This is a genomic window from Rhizobium sp. Root1220, assembly GCF_001426265.1.
Lineage (GTDB): Bacteria > Pseudomonadota > Alphaproteobacteria > Rhizobiales > Rhizobiaceae > Rhizobium.
Genome location: NZ_LMDG01000001.1, coordinates 556,179 through 573,904, shown reverse-complemented (window position 1 = coordinate 573,904; position 17,726 = coordinate 556,179). Strand labels below are relative to the sequence as shown.

Sequence of the window (17,726 nt, the reverse complement as noted above, 5' to 3'; positions counted from 1 at the left end):
GCTGCGCCTTCCCGAGACTTCATGGGCGCGGGGTAGTTTCCGCGCCCTTTTTCTATTCGAGATCGAGATAAAACCATGAGCAGCGAGACGCTGAAAACACTGTTCCACCCCTTTGTAAGCGGCACCGTAGAGGCGCCCGGCGAGGACGAGTGCGTGCTTTTCCTTGGCGCCGAGGCAGGCTTCGCCCTGCCGGAGGGCTTTGCCGCCTCGCTGAGCGCCGTACAGGGCTTCAAGCCCCTGTACCGGCAGTTGCTCGCCCAGCGCATCGAAACCACGCCTGAGATCGAAGGTGAGGATTATGATGCCGTTCTGATCCTGTGCAACAAGCACAAGGGCGAGAACGAGGCGAACATCGCCACCGCCCTTGGTCGCGTGAAGGTGGGCGGTCTCGTCGTCGTCGCCGGCGGCAAGGAAGATGGCGTTCAGCCGCTGCGCAAACGCATGGAAGCCTTCGGCCTGTCGATCGAGCATATGCCGAAGTACCACGGCGTCGCCTTCTGGTTCGGCGCACCCGAAGACAGCAGCGCGATCATCGCCAAGTTCGCCAAGCCGCCGGTCCGCGTCGATGGCCGCTTCACGGCTGCCGCCGGCATGTTCTCGCACGATCGCATCGATGACGGTTCGGAACTGCTGGCCTCGCGCCTGCCTGTCGATTTCACCGGCGATGTCGCCGATTTCGGCGCCGGCTGGGGTTACCTCTCGGTGGAAATGGCCGCCCGTTCGCCCGGCGTCAGCCGTCTGGACCTCTACGAGGCCAACCACGCCGCCTTGGAGGCCGCCAAGGCCAACATGGGTGAGAACTGCCCGAACGTTGCCGCACGCTTCTTCTGGCACGATCTGGCGGCAGAGCCGGTCAAGGACAAGTACGACCTTGTCATCATGAACCCGCCCTTCCATGAAGGCCACGCCGCCGAGCCGGCACTCGGCCAGGCAATGATCAAGATGGCAGCCTCGTCGCTGCGCGGCGGCGGTCGACTGCTGATGGTTGCCAATCGCGGCATGCCTTACGAGCCGGTCGTGGCCGCCAACTTCAAGGAAAGCGGCGAAACCTGCCGCAACGCCCGCTTCAAGGTTTTGTGGGCGAAGAAGTAGAAATTGAAAAAGGCGGCCGATTGGCCGCCTTTTTCAATTCAGGAGTTTGAAATCCTTTACGCGACGTCCGCCCCGCGCAACGCCTCGAGTGTCGGCATCGAGGTGATGTTGAAGCCGGCGTCGACGAAGTGAATCTCGCCGGTAACGCCTGCCGACATGTCGGAGAGCAGGTAGAGGGCCGAGTTGCCGACGTGGTCGATTGTGACGGTCTTGCGCAGCGGCGAATTCTGCTGGTTCCACGACAGGATTGCCCGTGCGTCCGAGATGCCGGCGCCCGCAAGCGTGCGGATCGGGCCAGCAGAGATCGCATTGACGCGAACGCCCTTCGGGCCGTAATCGGCAGCCAGGTAGCGCACGGAGGCTTCCAGAGCCGCTTTGGCGACGCCCATGACGTTGTAGTTCGGGATGACGCGCGTCGAGCCGTTGTAGGTCAGCGTCAGCATCGAGCCACCTTCGGTCATCAACGGCGCACAGCGCTTGGCGATCTCCGTGAAGGAGAAGCAGGAGATCACCATCGTGCGGCTGAAGTTGTCGCGCGTGGTATCGGCGTAGAGGCCTTTCAGTTCGTTCTTGTCGGAAAAGCCGATGGCGTGAACGACGAAATCGAGCTTGCCCCAGCGCTCCTTGATAGCGTCGATGGTGGCATCGACGGATGCGAGATCCTCGACATCGCACGGCAGGATGAAGTCGGAGCCAACCTCTGCCGCCAGCGGCCGGACCCGCTTGCCCAGCGCATCGCCCTGGTAGGTGAAGGCAAGCTCTGCGCCCTGTGCGGCCAGCGCCTTAGAAATCCCCCAGGCGATCGAATGGCTGTTCGCGACGCCCATTATAAGCCCGCGCTTACCCTGCATGATACCCGTCATGTTATTGTTATCCGTTGTAGCGCTGGAAGACGAGCGTGGCGTTGGTTCCGCCGAAGCCGAAGGAGTTGGAAAGCGCGATGTCGATCTTGGCGTCGTCGATGCGCTTGCGAACGATCGGTACACCTTCGAATTCAGGGTCGAGCTCGGTGATGTGAGCGCTTTCGCCGATAAACCCGGCTTGCATCATCAGCAGCGAGTAGATCGATTCCTGGACGCCTGCCGCACCGAGCGAATGGCCGGTCAGCGACTTGGTCGACTGGATGTGCGGGATCTTGTCGCCAAACACTTCGCGGATCGCTCCGATTTCCTTGCTGTCGCCAACTGGGGTCGAAGTGCCGTGGGTGTTGACGTAGTCGATCTGGCCCTTCACCGTTGCCAGTGCCTGGCGCATGCAGCGGATCGCGCCTTCGCCAGATGGAGCGACCATGTCGTAGCCGTCCGATGTCGCGCCGTAGCCGACGATTTCGGCATAGATCTTGGCGCCGCGCGCCAGCGCATGCTCGAGTTCTTCCAGAACCAGTACGCCCGCGCCGCCTGCGATGACGAAGCCGTCGCGGCTGACGTCATAGGCGCGCGAAGCCGTTGCCGGTGTATCGTTGTACTTGGACGACATGGCGCCCATGGCGTCGAACAGGTTCGACATCGTCCAGTCGAGATCTTCGTGGCCGCCGGCGAACATGATGTCCTGCTTGCCCCACTGGATCATCTCGGCGGCATTGCCGATGCAGTGCGCGGAGGTCGAGCAGGCCGATGAGATCGAATAGTTGACGCCGTGGATCTTGAACCAGGTCGCGAGCGTGGCCGATGCTGTCGAGGACATCGCCTTCGGCACGGCAAACGGACCGATGCGCTTCGGGCTGTTGTTCTTGATGGTGATCTCGGCGGCTTCGATCAACGTGCGCGTCGACGGACCACCAGAACCCATGATGATGCCGGTACGCTCGTTGTTGCCAATGTCGCTCTCTTCGAGACCGGAATCGGCAATTGCCTGCTTCATGGCCACATGGTTCCAGGCACCGCCTTGGCTCAGGAAGCGCATCGCACGGCGATCGACCATGTCTGTCGGGTCGAGCGTCGGGCTGCCCCAGACCTGGCACTTGAAACCATGCTCGGCAAAATCGTTGGAGAAGGAAATGCCGGATTTGGCTTCACGCAACGACGCGGTAACTTCTTGTGCATCATTTCCGATCGAGGAAACGATACCCAGACCCGTGACTACAACCCGTCTCATGTCGATGACCTTTTCTAGAACGCTTGGTGTGTGGGCGGCGCGGAGCCGCGATTCAGGCCGCTTTGTCCTTTGACAGACCTACGCGCAGGTCGCTCGCCTGATAGATGACTTCGCCGTCGGCCTTGAGCCAGCCGTCCGCAGTACCAAGTACGAGACGCCCGCGCATGACGCGCTTGAAGTCGATGCCGTACTCAAGGAGCTTCGTCGTCGGACGGATCATGCCCTTGAACTTCACCTCGCCTGTCGAAAGCGCCATGCCGCGGCCCGGTTCGCCGAGCCAACCGAGGAAGAAGCCGGTCAACTGCCACATGCCGTCGAGACCGAGGCAACCTGGCATGATGGGGTTTCCAGCGAAATGGCAGGGGAAATACCAGTCGTCGGGCTTCACGTCATACTCGGCGCGAATGTAGCCCTTGTCGAACTCGCCGCCGGTTTCAGAGATGTCCGTAATTCGATGCACCATCAGCATCGGCGGGAGCGGCAACTGTGCATTGCCCGGGCCAAACAGTTCGCCACGGCCGCAGGCCAGGATTTCCTCGTAGTTGAAGCTGGATTGTCTCGTAGCCATGAAAACTCTAATTCCCCCGCAGCTATGCCGATGGATGTGAACGTTTAGTCCAAGTTCAGCGGAAAATGAAGCATAAGCATGGCTAAGCTTCACCCACCTTCGAAGGACCGGCTGCGCGCCCTATTTGGTGGTCGCATACAGGAAGGCCAAGCCCCCTACCAGAACTAATTGCGCCAAAAGCCCGTTTTTGCGGCACTTTAGACCGCTTTGTCCCCATTGAAACTATTGAAAGGCTTTTGCGTAAAAGTTATATGGCTTAGGAAACCTGATTGCTGGACGCTAGATTAAACGGAGTTCGTCGAATGGCGGCTGAAGCCCCGCTTACCATCGAAGCAAGGCTGCGCGGTGCAGGCTTGCGACCGACGCGTCAGCGGGTAGCCCTAGGTGACCTGCTCTTCGCCAAGGGCGACCGGCATCTGACGGTCGAGGAATTGCACGAAGAGGCGGTGCACGCCGGTGTGCCTGTATCGCTGGCGACCGTCTACAACACGCTTCACCAGTTCACCGAGGCCGGCATGATCCGCGTTCTCGCGGTCGAAAGCGCCAAGACCTATTTCGACACCAATGTTTCGGACCATCACCATTTCTTCGTCGAAGGCGATAACGACATTCTCGATATCCCGGTCAGCAATCTGACGATCGGCAATCTGCCGGAGCCACCCGAAGGTATGGAAATCGCCCACGTCGACGTGGTTATCCGCCTGCGGCCGAAACACCGCTGACCTACATCACATCGTCCGGGTGACGACCGGGCTTCGTCTTGTAGGTCGGAAACGTCCAGCCAAAGTAAAGAGCGCCACCACGCACGGCAAATGCGGCGAGCACCCCCACGGCCGACGCCGAATACAGCGGCAAATCGAGCGCGTTCGCGGCTGTGAAGATGCCGGAGCCGACCAGCGCCGCGGTGATATAGATTTCTGGCCGCAGCAACACAGATGGCTCGTTTGCGAGCAGATCGCGCAGTATCCCGCCGAACGTGGCCGTAAGAGTGCCGGTAACGATGGCGATAGTCGGCGAGCCGCTGGCAGCAAGCCCTTTGGCGGCGCCCATGACGCAATAGGCAGAGAGCCCTACGGCATCCAGCCAGATCAGCAGTCGATAGCGCGATTCGACCAGGTGGGCAGTGAAAAAAACAACGATGCCGACCAAGCAGCAGACGAGGATGTAGGTCGGATTGAGAACCCAGAAAACCGGCACCCGACCCAGAACGATGTCGCGCACCGTTCCGCCGCCAGCTCCGGTAACGATTGCGAAGAACAGAAAGCCGATCAGATCAAGCTGCTTGCGCGACGCTGCGAGTGCGCCAGTCGCGGCAAACAGCGCAACGCCGGCATAGTCCAGGTAGACGAATAGCGGCATACGGCGGCGCTCCGGAGCCCATGTGGCATTTGCGCCGACTGAATCATGGCGGCAAGGGCCGCGCAAGCCGGATCACGCAAAGTGACCGACCATTAGCGTCCTTATCCGACCAAAAGAGAAATTCGTGAAAACGCTCCTGATCACCCTGAACCTTGTCGCATTCCTCGTGCTGCCGGTTGCTGCCCTTGCTCAGCAGTCACTCATCTCCGATCCAGAGATCTACGAGAAGAAGCATTTTCAAGAGCAATGCACCGCAGCGGAGTTTGCGGACGGCTTTGTCACTCGGCAGGACATCAACAATGATGGCTTGGTCGACGCGGTTGTCAACGAGGGAAAGCTGACCTGCGACGGCGAGAAGGGGCCGCAGTGCAATGACGACGGCTGCACCTACAATTTCTATCTTCAGGTGGCTGAAGGCGGCTATTTCATGATCGCCACCGCGCAGATCTACGGCTATGACTTCGTCAAGCGCTTCGGAAACATGGTCATGGCAATGAAGATGCACCCACGTTTCTGCGACCGGCCGGAAGCGGACAGGGAAAAGGATCCCTGCGTCGTCACGGCCCGTGTGCGCGGAACAAAGTTCGTGACGATTTCAAAGAAGTAGCGGCGATCATTCCGGGTAAAGCTCGGATGTACGGCCCGCGAGATAGTAGCCGACCAGTCCAAACCATTCGCGGATCGCAGTCGCCATGTTCTGGGCGTTTCGGCTTGGCTGTGTGAAGTCGAGGCCAAGCTGCTCCCTGCCGTCGGTGCGATAGTCCGTCGGCCAAGGCGTTACGTCGATATCGAGCTTGCGGAAGATGCCGACGGAACGCGGCATGTGGTAGCCGGAGGTGATCAGCAGGCAGTTCGACAATCCGTGGCTGGCAAGAAGATCCTTGGTGTTGGTTGCGTTTTCGAACGTCGTGCGGGATGCAGTCTCCTCGATGAGGCGTTCCTTGCCGATACCGAAGAGAGGAAAAAAGCGCTCGGATATCACCGCGTCGCCCTCGTAGTTTCCAGAAATAGATCCATCTCCACCCGAAATCAGGATTCGGGACTGCGGATACTTCTGCGCAAGGCGCAGCGCCTCGATGAACCGGTCGCCACCCGCATTGAGCTCGATGCCGTGGCGCATGGTATTGACCTCATTTTCAAACGCGCCACCGAGTACGATCATGCACTGCAGAATCTGCGGGTCCTTTGGCTTCGTGAAACGATCTTCCAGCCCCTGCAGCAGATAGTTGCCAACGGTGGTGTAGAGCGTGACGAAGAGGATGAGCCCGGCCAGCGCCGACGAAACGAGGCTCACGGCTCTCCAGCGAACGAACCCGGTCAGCAGCGCCGCCAGGACAAAGGCGAAAGCAAGTGACAGGGGCTGCCCGAACACCCAGACGAGCTTTGAAAAGAGAAACAAAACGCAGGCTCCTTCAGCATTCCCGGCATCTTTATCTGATTCGACGATGGCAGGGATGCACCGATCACCCGTTGCGGGTAGGTCGCCGCACCGCGCGGTTCTGGTTGAAGCGCCTTTGCAATGGCTTCGGAATGAGAAGTGCTGCAAAAGCGATCAGCATCGCAAACACGGAGATCAACCACAGGGCTCCGGCGCCGACTATCTGCGTCAGGATTGCGCCGACGATCGCGCCGGCCAGCATGCCGATCCACGGAACGATCTGGACTGTCCAGTCGAGGCGGCGGTCTCCGACGATCCAGCGCCCGATACCGCGGCCGAAACGGGAGAGTGCCCCCGTAACATAGGTTAGCCCGATCGGCAGTCCCTCGATTTGCTCGACGGCTGCGTTGACCATGCCCATCGACGCGACGATCATGTAAAAGCGGAACACCTTCAGATCGTCGTGTGTCATCAACGACGCGGTGGCCAGTATCACGCTGACGCAGGCCAGCACCACAAAAATGCGCCGGTCGGCGCGATGGGCAACCACGATTCCGCCGGCATTGCCCAGAACGAAGATGACGATAGCTGACAGCAGAACGGCGCCGTGGTACAGATTGCCGCCGCCAAGTGCGAGTGCCGCCCGGGTCGTATTGCCTGTCATGAACGATACAAAATCCCCGGTAAGCGCAACACCGGTCGCGTCCGTCATTCCAGCAAGAAAGGAGATCGTACCGGCAAGCATCAGTCCGGTCGCCGTTCTTCGCGTTTGGATGATGTGTCGTCGTCTTTGCCGTGTCATTGCCTGCACGCCCCCCGTCAACCGGATCTCGGAAACTGGGAGAGCATAGCTTCTGCCGCTAAAGATTTGGCAAAGGCGTCAGCGAGACATCATACGAACGGAATTTGAGCCTCGATCAGGGCCGCAAGAAACGGCAGGCGGGAAGAGTCTTCGGAGGTCAGCCGCATGTCACTCGCCTGGCATTTGAGGCGAGCTCGACTGTGAAGGGGTCCGCCGTCGCAAGGCCAGTGTCGATCCAGAAATTCAAGCGCATCCTTGGGGCACCCAATCAGAAATTGCTGCGTGTCGCCCACGGCAACATTTACCTTCCAGCCTTCGCCCACCATGGTGATGTCCCTCCCAGCGCGAACAGGATACGCTGGTCCGTCGGTCCTGGGACCGTGGCAAAAAGGCGATACGCCTTCGAGCCAATGGTCGACGCTATCGGCCACCCGAGACTATCCATTGGGATACCTGGCGCCGCCACGCCTGCAGCCTCAATAGGCAACCCGCTTGAATTGATGCCGGATGTAATCGATGTAGTGTTGGCCCGGCGACGGTGCATCGACCAGTGCCGTGGCGGCCTCTTCGGTCACTCCGGTAAAGAGCCGCTCTTCTCCATTTTTGAAGCATATGCGCAGCCCGCCGTCCTCCTGGCTATAATAGACGGACCTGATGATCCGCGATGAAACTTCAAGCTCTTTCATACTGACCTCACTTCCTTGAGTGCCTTACGCATTTCAAAAAAGCTCAAAGATCAGGTGAAGTGACGTAGTGAAGGAACGGTTATATCGCGGCCGACCGAAGATTGTCGGGCGCAAGAACGACCGCAATCCGATTGTTGTCCCAATACTCATTCGCCCGAGCGGCTGGCAAAACCGTCAGTTCGTTCCGGTGCTGGCGTTGCCATTGTCCTTTGCGGCAAGCTTCTGCCATGAATTTTGCTGGGACAGCATCGAGCGCAGATAGGCGACGTTGGCGTCGGCCTGTTGTTGCGACATTTCGCGCAGCGCAATTTCCTCAGCCTCCGGGAAGCGACCCTGCAATCCGACAACAAGCGCAAGATTCTGGCGGACTCGGCTGTCTGCGGAGGGCTGACCGACGGCCTGGCGAAGATAGGTTTCGGCGGTGCGTGGATCGCCGGTCAGCACGTAGGACATACCCAGGTTGGAAAGGATCGAGGGTTCTGTCGGCTGTATATCGAGTGCATCACGATACCGCTGACGCGCCTCGGCTGAGCGGCCGAGCTGATCCAGGATCGCGCCTTCTGCAGAGATCAGCTTCCAGTCGGGACGATCGGGTGTCTGGGCACGGCCGATCGTGTTGAGCGCCTGCTGCAACTGACCGGCCGCCGCCTGCGCCTTGCCGTAGGCAGCAAGGACGTTTCGATCCGTCGGGTTGGCGATTGCGACCTGTTGCATGACGGCAAGTGCCTGTGCATCCCGGCCTGCAGTGCGCAAGAGGTTCGCATAGTTCACGCCGTTGACGGCGTCGCGCGGGTTTTTCTCATAAGCCTGGCCGACGCGGTCAATAGCGCTGCGTACCTCGGTGTCGTCCATGGCCTCGACCGGTTTGGTCAACTTCGGGACCGATCCGGTAGTCATCTTGTCTTTGGTCGTCGTACAACTAGCTAGGGTCAAGACGACCATCGCGGTTGCAGCAGCCTGGAATATGCGGGTTTTGATCGAACTGTAGGCCGAAGCAGGCATGGAGGGTCCCTGAGATCCGAAATTGGCGTCTGACCTAGAAACGGAACAGGGAAAGGCTCTGACGCAATCTTCACTCCAGCAATAGTCTGTTAACCCTAACGGACCGTTAAGATGCGATTCCCGGATGCCCGAAGGAAGAAAATGGCCCCCTATCAGTTCATCGAGAGACCGACCCGGTTTAATACAAAAGGCGGTTCAACGCTGCCGATCTTCGCGGTAACCCCCGCGCACATCGAAACCGGTACGATCGATCCGATTGCACTGGATTGGGCCAAGAAGGCGGGCTACAAGGCGGAAAGCGGTTCGCTGCTGCTGATCCCCACTGCAGAAGGCCATCTCGGTGGCGCCCTCTTCGGGCTTGGCACCAATCCTTCCGAGCAGCCCTATATCACCGGCAAACTCGCGCGCGCTCTCCCGGCGGGTGACTGGCATATCGAAACCGCTCCGCTGACGGCGAACCGCCTCTCGTTGGGCTTCGGCCTCGGCAGCTACCGATTCGATCGCTACAAGTCAGAGAAATCCGCCGCAGCGACGCTGATGATTCCGCGCGATGCGGATGGTGCGGATATCAAGCGCCAACTCGCCGGGGTGTTCCTCGCCCGCGATCTGATCAACACTCCCACGAACGACATGGGTCCAAACGAGTTGGAGGCCGCATTCCGCGGCCTGGCGGCTCACTACAAGGCCGATATTTCCGTCGTCAGCGGCGAAGATCTCAGGCAGAACTTTCCGCTGGTCCACACCGTCGGTCGCGCCAGCGCAGATGCACCGCGCCTGCTTGAGCTGCGCTGGGGCAAGAAGGGGCATCGCAAGATTACGCTCGTCGGCAAGGGTGTCTGCTTCGACACCGGCGGCCTCGACATCAAGCCAGCCTCTTCCATGCTGCTGATGAAGAAGGACATGGGCGGCGCCGCAAATGTCATGGGCCTGGCGTTGATGATCATGGATGCGAAGCTCAAGGTCGACCTGCGTGTCATCGTTCCCGTGGTCGAGAATTCGATATCGTCGAACGCATTCCGCCCGGGCGATATCTACAGAAGCCGCAAGGGATTGACGGTCCAGATCGACAATACCGACGCCGAGGGCCGATTGATTCTGGCCGACGCTCTCGCTTATGCCGATGAAGACGCACCGGACCTGCTTATCGATATGGCAACGCTGACCGGTGCCGCACGGGTAGCACTGGGTCCCGACGTGCCGCCGTTCTTCACGGACGATGCGGATCTCGCACATGCTCTGACAGACGCCAGCCTGGAGACGGACGACCCGCTTTGGCAGCTTCCGCTCTATGCCGGCTACGAAAAGGATATCCGGGCAAAGTTCGCAGACATCACCAACGCGCCGGCGGGCGGCATGGCGGGAGCCATCACTGCCGCCCTGTTCCTGAAGTGTTTCGTCAGCAAAACGAAAAGCTGGGCACATTTCGACATCTACGGCTGGGCTCCCTCGGAGCGGCCCCATTCGCCGGGAGGTGGCGAAGCGCAGGCGATCCGGGCGCTCTATCAACACATTCGCCAAAGCGTGCGCTGAGACGATTGTTAGAATTTTATTCACTTTACGGGGCGGCAGATTTGTCGCCCCGTTGCATTGCGCATCGAGCGGCCTGAAAATGAAACACTAGCGCGACGAATTTCGGGAGAAGCTGTGGCGATCGAACTGACTGCCTCGCAGGCGCTTGGGTTGTGGCATGGCGTGGCACTCGATCAGGTACGCCACGACGACCGCGATTTGACGTTGCGCCAGATGGCCATCCTGCTGCATATCTATCTCCTGCCGCCGCCGCATACAGTGCGCGGACTGGCGGCGACGCTGAACGTGACCAAGCCGGTCATCACCCGGGCGCTGGACACGATGGGTCAGATGGGTTTAGTCGATCGAGCGCGCGACGAACGCGACAAAAGAAACGTCGTGATAAAGCGCACCGTTGGCGGCGCGCTCTATCTGGAGAAACTGGGCGATCTGGTGCGCAAACATGGCCGCCGTGTGACGCCTTGAGAGGAATGACATGACGATGCTCGACCGCCGCCTCCACGCCTATCGCCCGGATCTTGCCGACGCCAGCCTCGAAGGCCGCGTCGAAGCACTGCGTTTCGTAACCGGCACGCCGGCCCGCGTCGCGGTGCCGGTCGTCGGCTTGCGACCTGCACCGGATCTCGCCAGGGGGGTCGATACCGAACTGCTGCTTGGCGAAGTCGTCACCGTATTCGACCGCGCGAACGGTTGGTGCTGGGTCAAGGCTGCGTCCGATGGCTATGTCGGATATCTGCAGGAAAATGCGCTTAACGAGACGGAGCCTGCTCCTACCCATATCGTTACGGTGCAGAGGACCTTTCTCTATCAGGAGCCGGAACTGCGCAAACCGTACAAGGCCATCCTGTCTATGGGGAGCCGGGTGCGGATTGTCGGCGCGACCGAGGCGCGCGGCAACCACTATGCGATGCTGGAAGACGGTTCGGCGATCTTTGCCAAGCACGTAAGGTCGCTCGACGCGGAACACGGCGAAGATTATGTAGAAGTCGCCACAAAATTCCTGGAGACACCGTATCTCTGGGGCGGACGCTCCGGCCTCGGCATCGATTGCTCCGGCCTCATGCAGCTGTCTCTATCGATGACAGGCACCAGCGCGCCTCGCGACACCGACATGCAGGCGGTGTCGCTCGGCGTGCCGATCGACCGCGACGAGTTGCGCCGCGGCGACCTCGTGTTCTGGAAAGGTCATGTTGCCACGATGGAGGATCCGGAGACAATCATCCATGCCAACGGCCATACGATGACGGTCGCCCGGGAGAATTTCCAGGATGCGGTCAAACGGATCGGCTGGCTATACGAGCAGCCGACCGGCTACCGCCGTCCGATCATCTGACTGGTGGCTTCGGCCAGGCTTTGATTCCACCCGTCCAATCCTCGAATGCCTTGGACAGCTTCAGCACGCGCATGTCGTCAAAGCGAGGGCCGACGATCTGCAGGCCGATCGGCATGCCGGTTTTCGAGAAGCCGCAATTGATCGACGACGCCGGCTGTTCGGACATGTTCCACGGGACGGTGAAGCAGATGTGCTCAAATGGTTGCGCCGGGTCGTTGGTCGGTGATGCCCATTCCGCCGGGTAGGACACGATCGGATTGGTCGGGGAAATAACGGCATCGACGGTCGTGAACAGGTGGCCGCAGCTCTTGCGCATCTCGATCGTCTGATTGAACCCCCTGACGGCTTCGACACCGCTGACACCGGCACCACCTTTCGCCCAGGAGTAGATATAGGGCAGGATACTGCTGCGGCGCTCGTCGCTGAGGCCCTCGATATCGCCCCAGAAACGTGCTCGCCAGAATGTGTCGAGACCATCAAGCATCTCGCGGGTCATCACTGGCGCTACGGGAACAATGACCGCGCCCTCGCCTTCGAACCGTCTTGCTGCCGCCTCGACAGCGGTCCGTACCTCTGCGTCAACCGGCAGACCGCAACCGGCATCGAGCATCAAGCCGATTTTCAGGCCGCGCACATCGATGTCGAGGTCCATCCAATCGAGCATGTTTGGCGGCAGACTGGTGCCGTCACGCCAGTCTGGACGGGAAAGCGTCGCCATCGCATAGGCAGCGTCCTCCACCCACCGCGTCATTGGGCCTGCACAGCGTCCGACGTAATAGGGATCGACCGGGATGCGCCCGTGGCTTGGCTTGAAGCCGAAAACGCCGGTCCAGCCGGCCGGCAAGCGTACCGAACCACCGATGTCTGTGCCGATATGCAGGGGACCGTAGCCGGCGGCAGCCGCAGCCGCAGCTCCCGCGCTCGATCCGCCCGGGTTTTGCGTCGTGTCCCAGGGATTGCGGGTGAGGGGATGGAAACTCGAGAGACCGGAGGACAGCATGCCGTAGTCCGGGCACGTGGTCTTGGCAAAGACGATCGCGCCGTCCTCGCGAGCCCTCGCGGCGGCAGGGGCGTCTTCGGCCGCGGGCTTCAATTCGCTCGCCTTCGTGCCCAGAGGCACCGGCTGCCCCTTGGTGGCAATCAGCTCCTTGAGTGTCGTCGGAATGCCGTCGAGCGAACCCAGTGTCTCGCCTTTCATCCAGCGCTCTGTGGAGGCGCGGGCCTGGCCGCGGGCAGACTCCGGATCATAGCCGTATAGCGCGCAAATCGAGGGCTCCCATGCATCGATACGGTGCTCCAGCGCCAGCCAGTACTCGAAAGGAGAGAGGCTCTTGTCGGTAAACCGGCGTCTGAGTTCACGAATCGTAAGATCGGTTTCAGTCATCACAAGGTCTCTCGGGAGGTTCGGCCAGCGAGTTCATCGGCGGGCTTCACGCGGATCGAGCACGTCACGCAGCCCGTCGCCAAGCATGTTAAAGCCAAAGACGGAGAGTGCGATCGCCAGGCCGGGCAGGACTGCCAGCCACGGTGCAAGCGCGAGATAGGTTTGCGCATCGGCGAGCATTCGTCCCCAGGTCGGTGCCGGCGGCGCGATCCCAAGGCCGAGAAAGCTCAGGCCGGCCTCGGTCAACACAGCAAGCCCAAGCTGAATCGTTGCCTGTACAATGATCTGGCTCATGATATTCGGCAGCACGTGCCGCATCGAGATTGTGAAACGGCTGTTGCCGATGGCGCGGGCGGCAAGCACGTAGTCTCGGCTCCAGGCCTGAAGCGCCGTCGCCAGCGTGACACGCGCAAAAACCGGGATCATGAACGTAGCGATGGAGATGATAGCAGTCGCGCGGCCGGGACCGAGGAAAGCGCCGAGCATCATGGCGGAAAGAATGGGCGGCAACGCGAAGATGACGTCGCAGATGCGCATCAGCAGGCCCTCAAAAGCACCGCGCACTGCAGCCGCCGCGATGCCGGCAATGGAGCCTAGTGTACCGCCGATCGCGACCGCAGCAATCGCGATGGAGAGTGAATTCCAGCACCCGACCATCAGCATCGAAAGAACGTCGCGACCGAACTGGTCAGTGCCGAGGATGCCGTAAGCAAGCGGTGGCTGCAGCTTGTGGATGATCTGCATCTTCGCCGGCGGAACCGGCGTCCAGAGGAGCGATATCAATGCGACTGCCAACAGCAACGCAATGATGCTGCCCCCCACGACCAGGTTCATTCGCCGACTAATTCGGAAGCGGCGCGGACGAGCGGCGATCTGAGTCGAAACGATGGGCGGCATTTCAGGCAGCCCTCCGCAAGCGTGGGTCGACAACCATGTAGGAGAGATCGACAACGAAATTCATGATGATGACGAGCGCGGCAAAAAAAAGCACGACATCCTGCATCACGATGATGTCTCGTTGGGACAGCGCTTGGTAGGCAAGCCGTCCGAGACCCGGCAAATTGAAGACGTTCTCGACAAGGACGGCGCCAGCAACCAGGAAGGTGGACTGCAGCCCCAGGATCGTCAGGATCGGGATGAGTGCATTCGGAACGGAATGGCGCCAGAGAACTTTTCGCCGAGACAGCCCCTTGGCAAGCGCCGTGCGCGTGAAATCCTCGTGCAGCGTTTCCAGCACCGCCGAGCGGGTGACGCGCGTCAGAACGCCTGCCTGCGGCAAAGCGAGTGCCACCGCCGGCATCAGCAACGACTTTATCGCCGGCCACGTCCCGGCGCTCCACCCTGGAAATCCGCCGGCTGGTATCAGGCCGAGCGTCGTCGAGAACAGGATGATTAGCAGCAGCGCGATCCAGAACGCCGGAACCGCGATACTGACCTGCGAAAAGATCGTTGCGATGACGTCAAGCAAGCCGCCACGATGCGATGCCGCAAGCACGCCGAGGGGAATGGCAATGGCCACCGAAAGCGCTATTGCGATCAGTGCCAAGGGCAGTGTGACCCCCAGCCTTTCGATCAGCAGTCCCGCAACGGGGACGCCGTAGGTGTAAGACTGTCCGAGATCACCCGAAACGACGCCACCGAGCCATTGCCCATAGCGAAGCAGCAGCGGCTGATCGAGCCCGAGCTCATGACGCAGTGCTGCAAGTGTTTCCGGCGAAGCCGAGGTGCCGAGCATGATCGACGCCGGATCCCCCGGCAGAAAGTCCATCACTGCAAAGATCAACAGCGAGACGACGACCAGCGTGACAAGCAGGCCAGCAAGGCGGCGAGACAGAAGCGCTATCATGTCTTGTCCATCGCTGTTCGCCGCCTCGTCCAGTCAGCCGCTTAGTCTTCCCAGGATGTATTGGTCAACACGTTCGAGGGAATCGGCTCGTTCTCCCAAAGCCCTTTCAGCTTCCTGTCCCAGACCCCGAGTTTCGGCATGACGAAAAGATAGAGCGCCGGCACGTCCTCGGCGAGGATCTTCTGGGCTTGGCCATAGATCCTCACCTGCTCGGCGGGGTCAGACGTGGCTTGCACCTTTTTCATCAGATCATTGAAAACCGGATTCTTGTAGTTGAAGTAATAGGGATCTCGCGAATAGATATCGATATCCATCGGCTCGGCATGGGCAACGATCGTCATCTCGTAGTCTCGATCCTTCATGACGTTCTGCACCCACTTGGCGGGAAATTCTGTCGGCTCGATATTCATCGTCACACCGATTTCGGCAAGCATGGCCTGCATGACCTGCGCACTGCGCGGCGCGTAGGCCATCTGCGGCGACTTGATCGTGAACGTGAAACCATTCGGGTAGCCGGCTTCGGCGAGCAGCGCCTTCGCTTTCGCGGGATCGTAGGGCAGCGTGCCGGTCAGGTCAACGAACCCGGGATCGTTCGGCGTATAGTGGCTGCCGATCGGTGTGCCGAGGCTGGACCATGCTCCGTCGATAACCGTCTTGCGGTCGATGGCCATCATCAGCGCCTGCCTTACGCGCTTGTCGTCGAACGGCTTCCTGGCATTGTTCATGCCGGCGACAACCTTGAGCTCGGTATTGCCGATCCTGGTGGCCAATCTCTCGTCGCCGTCAAAGGAACTCATCAGCTCCGGTGCCGCAAATTCGGGAATCGCATCGACATCGCCGGATTTCAGCGCCGCGGCCTGCGCCTGGGGATCGGCGATAAACCGGAATGTCACCTTGTCGAGCTTTAGCGATGTGTCCTTGTTCCAGTAGCCGGTGTTCTTCTCGAGCTCGACCTTGTCGCCCTTGGCCCAGTTCAGAAACTTGAACGGGCCGGTGCCGATCGGCTTTGTCTTGTCGGTGTCGGCGCTCTTCGGTCCGACCATCACCGAGGCGGGCCACCCCAGCCAATAAAGCAGGCTGCCAGCCGGCTCCGAGAGATGCAGGACAAGTGTTTCCGGATCCGGGGTATCGATCGAGGCGATGGAAGCGAAGAAGCGCTTTTGCGGGTTGACGGAATCGGTGCCGCGAGCCCTTTCGAGCGCGAACTTTGCGGCAGCGGAATCGAACGCCTCGCCGTCGTGGAATGTCACACCCGTCTGCAACTTGAAGGTATAGGTCAGGCCATCCGGGGAGATTTCCCAACTTTTTGCCAGCTGGGGCTGGACCTTGCCGGCTTCGTCGATCGTGACCAATCCCTCGAAAACATTCTGCCATGTCACCTGACCGATTGCGACGGGGGCGGCGATTGTCGGATCAAGGCCCGTCGGTTCGACAGTCATTCCGAGGTTGAGCGTGGTCTTCGCGGCTTCCGCCGGTGTCAGGCTCAGGACGACGAGGCCGGCCGACGTGGCCGCACCGAGGGAAAGACGCCGAAAGAGACGCGCGGATGGCGCGAGCGAAGCCTTGATCATCATGTTCCCCTGTGTGGCCGCCGCGCGTGGCAACGACGCTTTTGCAATTACAGTGTCATTCCGGCAGTGCACACACAATGTTGATTTTGTGTGCTCCGTGTAGCTGAAATAGCTACACCGGAAATCGCTGCCGGATGCAAGCCCCAAGCCCTATGCTGCCGGTTGCCGTGTTCCGTCGGCGCGCTCGCGTATGAACCGCTCGATGAAGTCGAGAAGCTTGGTTGCGGCAAAGGACAACTGGCGATCGGGCGCCACGCAGAGGTCGACATGCGTGCGGATCGCATTCCTTGCAGTGAGCGGGACAGCGCAAAGCTGGCCTGCCTCGATTTCGCGTCGAACCGTCAGCGCCGGGAGCAGGGTGGCCGCCGCGCCGCTCAATACCAGCTCCTTCAACATTTCCAGAGAACTGGTGACAAAAACCGGTTCGAAACTCAAGCGCTCCTTTTCGAGAAGCGCATCGAAGGCTTGACGGAAGCCGAAAGACTGATCCGGCAGCGCCAGTGAATATTCGGCGATGTCCTTCAGGCCGACCTCCGTCATTCCCGCCGTCGGATGAGCGGGGGAGACGATCAGGTCATACGCAATTTCGGTACGAAGACGGACCTTTGTTCCAGACATTGGCGGGGCGAACAGGGTTACGGCAATATCGGCTTCGGCGCCGTTGACGGCTTCAATAGCCTGACGCGCACTGGTGATCGCCACCGCGAAACGCAGCTTCGGATATTTCAGGCTGAATTCCGCCAGCGCTGGAGCGAGCAGGTTGGCGACCGTTGCGCCATTGGCATAGATGCTGACGCGGCCACGCTGGAGACCCTTCAGATCCTCGATCAGTTGGCCGACATGATCAAGTTCGCGCAGCGTCCGGCCGGCGCGGGCGGCAAGCAGCTCGCCGGCGGCGGTCAGCTTCACGCCGCGCGCGCTGCGTTCCACCAGCGGCGCACCGAAATGATACTCAAGGTTCTCGATCTGGCGGCTGATCGCGGTCGGCGCGACGTTGAGATTTTCCGCGGCCTGGCGCATAGAGTTGGTGCGTACCAGCTCGTCGAAGTACATCAAGGCCCGGATCTGCATTCTATCGACT

Annotated in this window: 19 protein-coding genes; 6 read left to right on the top strand and 13 right to left on the bottom strand. The window is 60.4% G+C overall.

Annotated elements, in window-relative coordinates:
* The first annotated feature begins 75 nt into the window (after nucleotides 1-75).
* On the top strand, nucleotides 76-1,092 hold the full coding sequence (locus tag ASC90_RS02815) for a class I SAM-dependent methyltransferase (protein WP_056535087.1): 1,017 nt from the start codon (nucleotides 76-78) through the stop codon (nucleotides 1,090-1,092).
* A gap of 56 nt (nucleotides 1,093-1,148) precedes the next feature.
* On the opposite strand, the gene fabI is transcribed toward ASC90_RS02815, so the two are convergent.
* The 3 genes from fabI to fabA are packed head-to-tail and all read right to left on the bottom strand — an operon-like array spanning nucleotide 1,149 to nucleotide 3,754.
* A complete protein-coding gene (gene fabI / locus ASC90_RS02810) occupies nucleotides 1,149-1,955 on the bottom strand; it encodes an enoyl-ACP reductase FabI (protein ID WP_056535085.1) in 807 nt (268 codons plus the stop codon).
* A 7-nt stretch (nucleotides 1,956-1,962) separates the two neighbouring features.
* Nucleotides 1,963-3,186 (bottom strand): beta-ketoacyl-ACP synthase I, encoded by a 1,224-nt coding sequence (gene fabB, locus ASC90_RS02805; RefSeq protein WP_056535083.1) that lies wholly within the window; start codon nucleotides 3,184-3,186, stop codon nucleotides 1,963-1,965.
* A gap of 52 nt (nucleotides 3,187-3,238) precedes the next feature.
* Complete coding sequence (fabA, locus tag ASC90_RS02800) at nucleotides 3,239-3,754, bottom strand: 3-hydroxyacyl-[acyl-carrier-protein] dehydratase FabA (RefSeq protein WP_056535080.1); 516 nt, start codon at nucleotides 3,752-3,754, stop codon at nucleotides 3,239-3,241.
* Between the two features lie 302 nt (nucleotides 3,755-4,056).
* Here fabA and irrA point away from each other — a divergent pair, with 302 nt between their 5' ends.
* Complete coding sequence (irrA, locus tag ASC90_RS02795; RefSeq protein WP_056535078.1) at nucleotides 4,057-4,476, top strand: iron response transcriptional regulator IrrA; 420 nt, start codon at nucleotides 4,057-4,059, stop codon at nucleotides 4,474-4,476.
* A gap of 1 nt (nucleotide 4,477) precedes the next feature.
* Here the strand turns inward: irrA and ASC90_RS02790 are convergent, their stop codons facing one another.
* Nucleotides 4,478-5,113 (bottom strand): trimeric intracellular cation channel family protein, encoded by a 636-nt coding sequence (locus ASC90_RS02790; RefSeq protein ID WP_056535076.1) that lies wholly within the window; start codon nucleotides 5,111-5,113, stop codon nucleotides 4,478-4,480.
* Between the two features lie 124 nt (nucleotides 5,114-5,237).
* On the opposite strand from ASC90_RS02790, the gene ASC90_RS02785 reads away from it, so the two are divergent.
* Entirely contained in the window at nucleotides 5,238-5,720 is a 483-nt protein-coding gene (locus tag ASC90_RS02785; protein WP_056535074.1) for a hypothetical protein, read from the top strand.
* A 6-nt stretch (nucleotides 5,721-5,726) separates the two neighbouring features.
* On the opposite strand, the gene ASC90_RS02780 is transcribed toward ASC90_RS02785, so the two are convergent.
* The 4 genes from ASC90_RS02780 to ASC90_RS02760 all read right to left on the bottom strand — a co-directional run bounded on the left by ASC90_RS02780 (nucleotide 5,727) and on the right by ASC90_RS02760 (nucleotide 8,981).
* The gene (locus ASC90_RS02780) at nucleotides 5,727-6,512 is read right to left on the bottom strand and encodes a YdcF family protein (protein ID WP_056535072.1); all 786 of its coding nucleotides are present in this window, start codon (nucleotides 6,510-6,512) and stop codon (nucleotides 5,727-5,729) included.
* A 64-nt stretch (nucleotides 6,513-6,576) separates the two neighbouring features.
* Nucleotides 6,577-7,293, bottom strand: a complete 717-nt coding sequence (locus ASC90_RS02775; protein ID WP_056535070.1) for a YoaK family protein — start codon at nucleotides 7,291-7,293, stop codon at nucleotides 6,577-6,579.
* A gap of 476 nt (nucleotides 7,294-7,769) precedes the next feature.
* Nucleotides 7,770-7,979, bottom strand: coding sequence for a KTSC domain-containing protein (locus tag ASC90_RS02765; protein WP_056535066.1), 210 nt, complete (start codon nucleotides 7,977-7,979; stop codon nucleotides 7,770-7,772).
* Nucleotides 7,980-8,153: 174 nt separating this feature from the next.
* A complete protein-coding gene (locus ASC90_RS02760; protein ID WP_056535064.1) occupies nucleotides 8,154-8,981 on the bottom strand; it encodes a tetratricopeptide repeat protein in 828 nt (275 codons plus the stop codon).
* Nucleotides 8,982-9,122: 141 nt separating this feature from the next.
* Between ASC90_RS02760 and ASC90_RS02755 the strand changes: the two genes are divergently transcribed.
* The 3 genes from ASC90_RS02755 to ASC90_RS02745 all read left to right on the top strand — a co-directional run bounded on the left by ASC90_RS02755 (nucleotide 9,123) and on the right by ASC90_RS02745 (nucleotide 11,844).
* Entirely contained in the window at nucleotides 9,123-10,511 is a 1,389-nt protein-coding gene (locus ASC90_RS02755) for a M17 family metallopeptidase (RefSeq protein WP_056535062.1), read from the top strand.
* A 114-nt stretch (nucleotides 10,512-10,625) separates the two neighbouring features.
* Nucleotides 10,626-10,976 (top strand): MarR family winged helix-turn-helix transcriptional regulator, encoded by a 351-nt coding sequence (locus ASC90_RS02750; RefSeq protein ID WP_056535060.1) that lies wholly within the window; start codon nucleotides 10,626-10,628, stop codon nucleotides 10,974-10,976.
* Between the two features lie 10 nt (nucleotides 10,977-10,986).
* The gene (locus ASC90_RS02745) at nucleotides 10,987-11,844 is read left to right on the top strand and encodes an NlpC/P60 family protein (RefSeq protein ID WP_056535058.1); all 858 of its coding nucleotides are present in this window, start codon (nucleotides 10,987-10,989) and stop codon (nucleotides 11,842-11,844) included.
* On the opposite strand, the gene ASC90_RS02740 is transcribed toward ASC90_RS02745, so the two are convergent.
* The 5 genes from ASC90_RS02740 to ASC90_RS02720 form a co-directional block, all read right to left on the bottom strand.
* Complete coding sequence (locus tag ASC90_RS02740; RefSeq protein WP_056535056.1) at nucleotides 11,837-13,228, bottom strand: amidase; 1,392 nt, start codon at nucleotides 13,226-13,228, stop codon at nucleotides 11,837-11,839. The genes ASC90_RS02745 and ASC90_RS02740 overlap by 8 nt on opposite strands.
* 33 nt (nucleotides 13,229-13,261) lie before the next feature.
* A complete protein-coding gene (locus tag ASC90_RS02735) occupies nucleotides 13,262-14,125 on the bottom strand; it encodes an ABC transporter permease (RefSeq protein ID WP_056535054.1) in 864 nt (287 codons plus the stop codon).
* Between the two features lies 1 nt (nucleotide 14,126).
* Nucleotides 14,127-15,074: an ABC transporter permease gene (locus ASC90_RS02730; RefSeq protein ID WP_056535052.1), complete on the bottom strand. Its 948-nt coding sequence runs from the start codon at nucleotides 15,072-15,074 to the stop codon at nucleotides 14,127-14,129.
* A 41-nt stretch (nucleotides 15,075-15,115) separates the two neighbouring features.
* Nucleotides 15,116-16,645: an ABC transporter substrate-binding protein gene (locus ASC90_RS02725; protein ID WP_200950833.1), complete on the bottom strand. Its 1,530-nt coding sequence runs from the start codon at nucleotides 16,643-16,645 to the stop codon at nucleotides 15,116-15,118.
* A gap of 150 nt (nucleotides 16,646-16,795) precedes the next feature.
* On the bottom strand, nucleotides 16,796-17,716 hold the full coding sequence (locus ASC90_RS02720; protein ID WP_056535049.1) for a LysR family transcriptional regulator: 921 nt from the start codon (nucleotides 17,714-17,716) through the stop codon (nucleotides 16,796-16,798).
* Between the last annotated feature and the right edge of the window lie 10 nt (nucleotides 17,717-17,726).

Excerpts from the sequence above, each read along its gene's own strand:
- ASC90_RS02815 (WP_056535087.1), top strand. The coding sequence starts at position 76 with ATGAGCAGCGAGACGCTGAAAACACTGTTCCACCCCTTTGTAAGCGGC.
- fabI (WP_056535085.1), bottom strand. The coding sequence starts at position 1,955 with ATGACGGGTATCATGCAGGGTAAGCGCGGGCTTATAATGGGCGTCGCG.
- fabB (WP_056535083.1), bottom strand. The coding sequence starts at position 3,186 with ATGAGACGGGTTGTAGTCACGGGTCTGGGTATCGTTTCCTCGATCGGA.
- fabA (WP_056535080.1), bottom strand. The coding sequence starts at position 3,754 with ATGGCTACGAGACAATCCAGCTTCAACTACGAGGAAATCCTGGCCTGC.
- irrA (WP_056535078.1), top strand. The coding sequence starts at position 4,057 with ATGGCGGCTGAAGCCCCGCTTACCATCGAAGCAAGGCTGCGCGGTGCA.
- ASC90_RS02790 (WP_056535076.1), bottom strand. The coding sequence starts at position 5,113 with ATGCCGCTATTCGTCTACCTGGACTATGCCGGCGTTGCGCTGTTTGCC.
- ASC90_RS02775 (WP_056535070.1), bottom strand. The coding sequence starts at position 7,293 with ATGACACGGCAAAGACGACGACACATCATCCAAACGCGAAGAACGGCG.
- ASC90_RS02765 (WP_056535066.1), bottom strand. The coding sequence starts at position 7,979 with ATGAAAGAGCTTGAAGTTTCATCGCGGATCATCAGGTCCGTCTATTAT.
- ASC90_RS02760 (WP_056535064.1), bottom strand. The coding sequence starts at position 8,981 with ATGCCTGCTTCGGCCTACAGTTCGATCAAAACCCGCATATTCCAGGCT.
- ASC90_RS02755 (WP_056535062.1), top strand. The coding sequence starts at position 9,123 with ATGGCCCCCTATCAGTTCATCGAGAGACCGACCCGGTTTAATACAAAA.
- ASC90_RS02745 (WP_056535058.1), top strand. The coding sequence starts at position 10,987 with ATGACGATGCTCGACCGCCGCCTCCACGCCTATCGCCCGGATCTTGCC.
- ASC90_RS02740 (WP_056535056.1), bottom strand. The coding sequence starts at position 13,228 with ATGACTGAAACCGATCTTACGATTCGTGAACTCAGACGCCGGTTTACC.
- ASC90_RS02735 (WP_056535054.1), bottom strand. The coding sequence starts at position 14,125 with ATGCCGCCCATCGTTTCGACTCAGATCGCCGCTCGTCCGCGCCGCTTC.
- ASC90_RS02730 (WP_056535052.1), bottom strand. The coding sequence starts at position 15,074 with ATGATAGCGCTTCTGTCTCGCCGCCTTGCTGGCCTGCTTGTCACGCTG.
- ASC90_RS02725 (WP_200950833.1), bottom strand. The coding sequence starts at position 16,645 with ATGATCAAGGCTTCGCTCGCGCCATCCGCGCGTCTCTTTCGGCGTCTT.
- ASC90_RS02720 (WP_056535049.1), bottom strand. The coding sequence starts at position 17,716 with ATGCAGATCCGGGCCTTGATGTACTTCGACGAGCTGGTACGCACCAAC.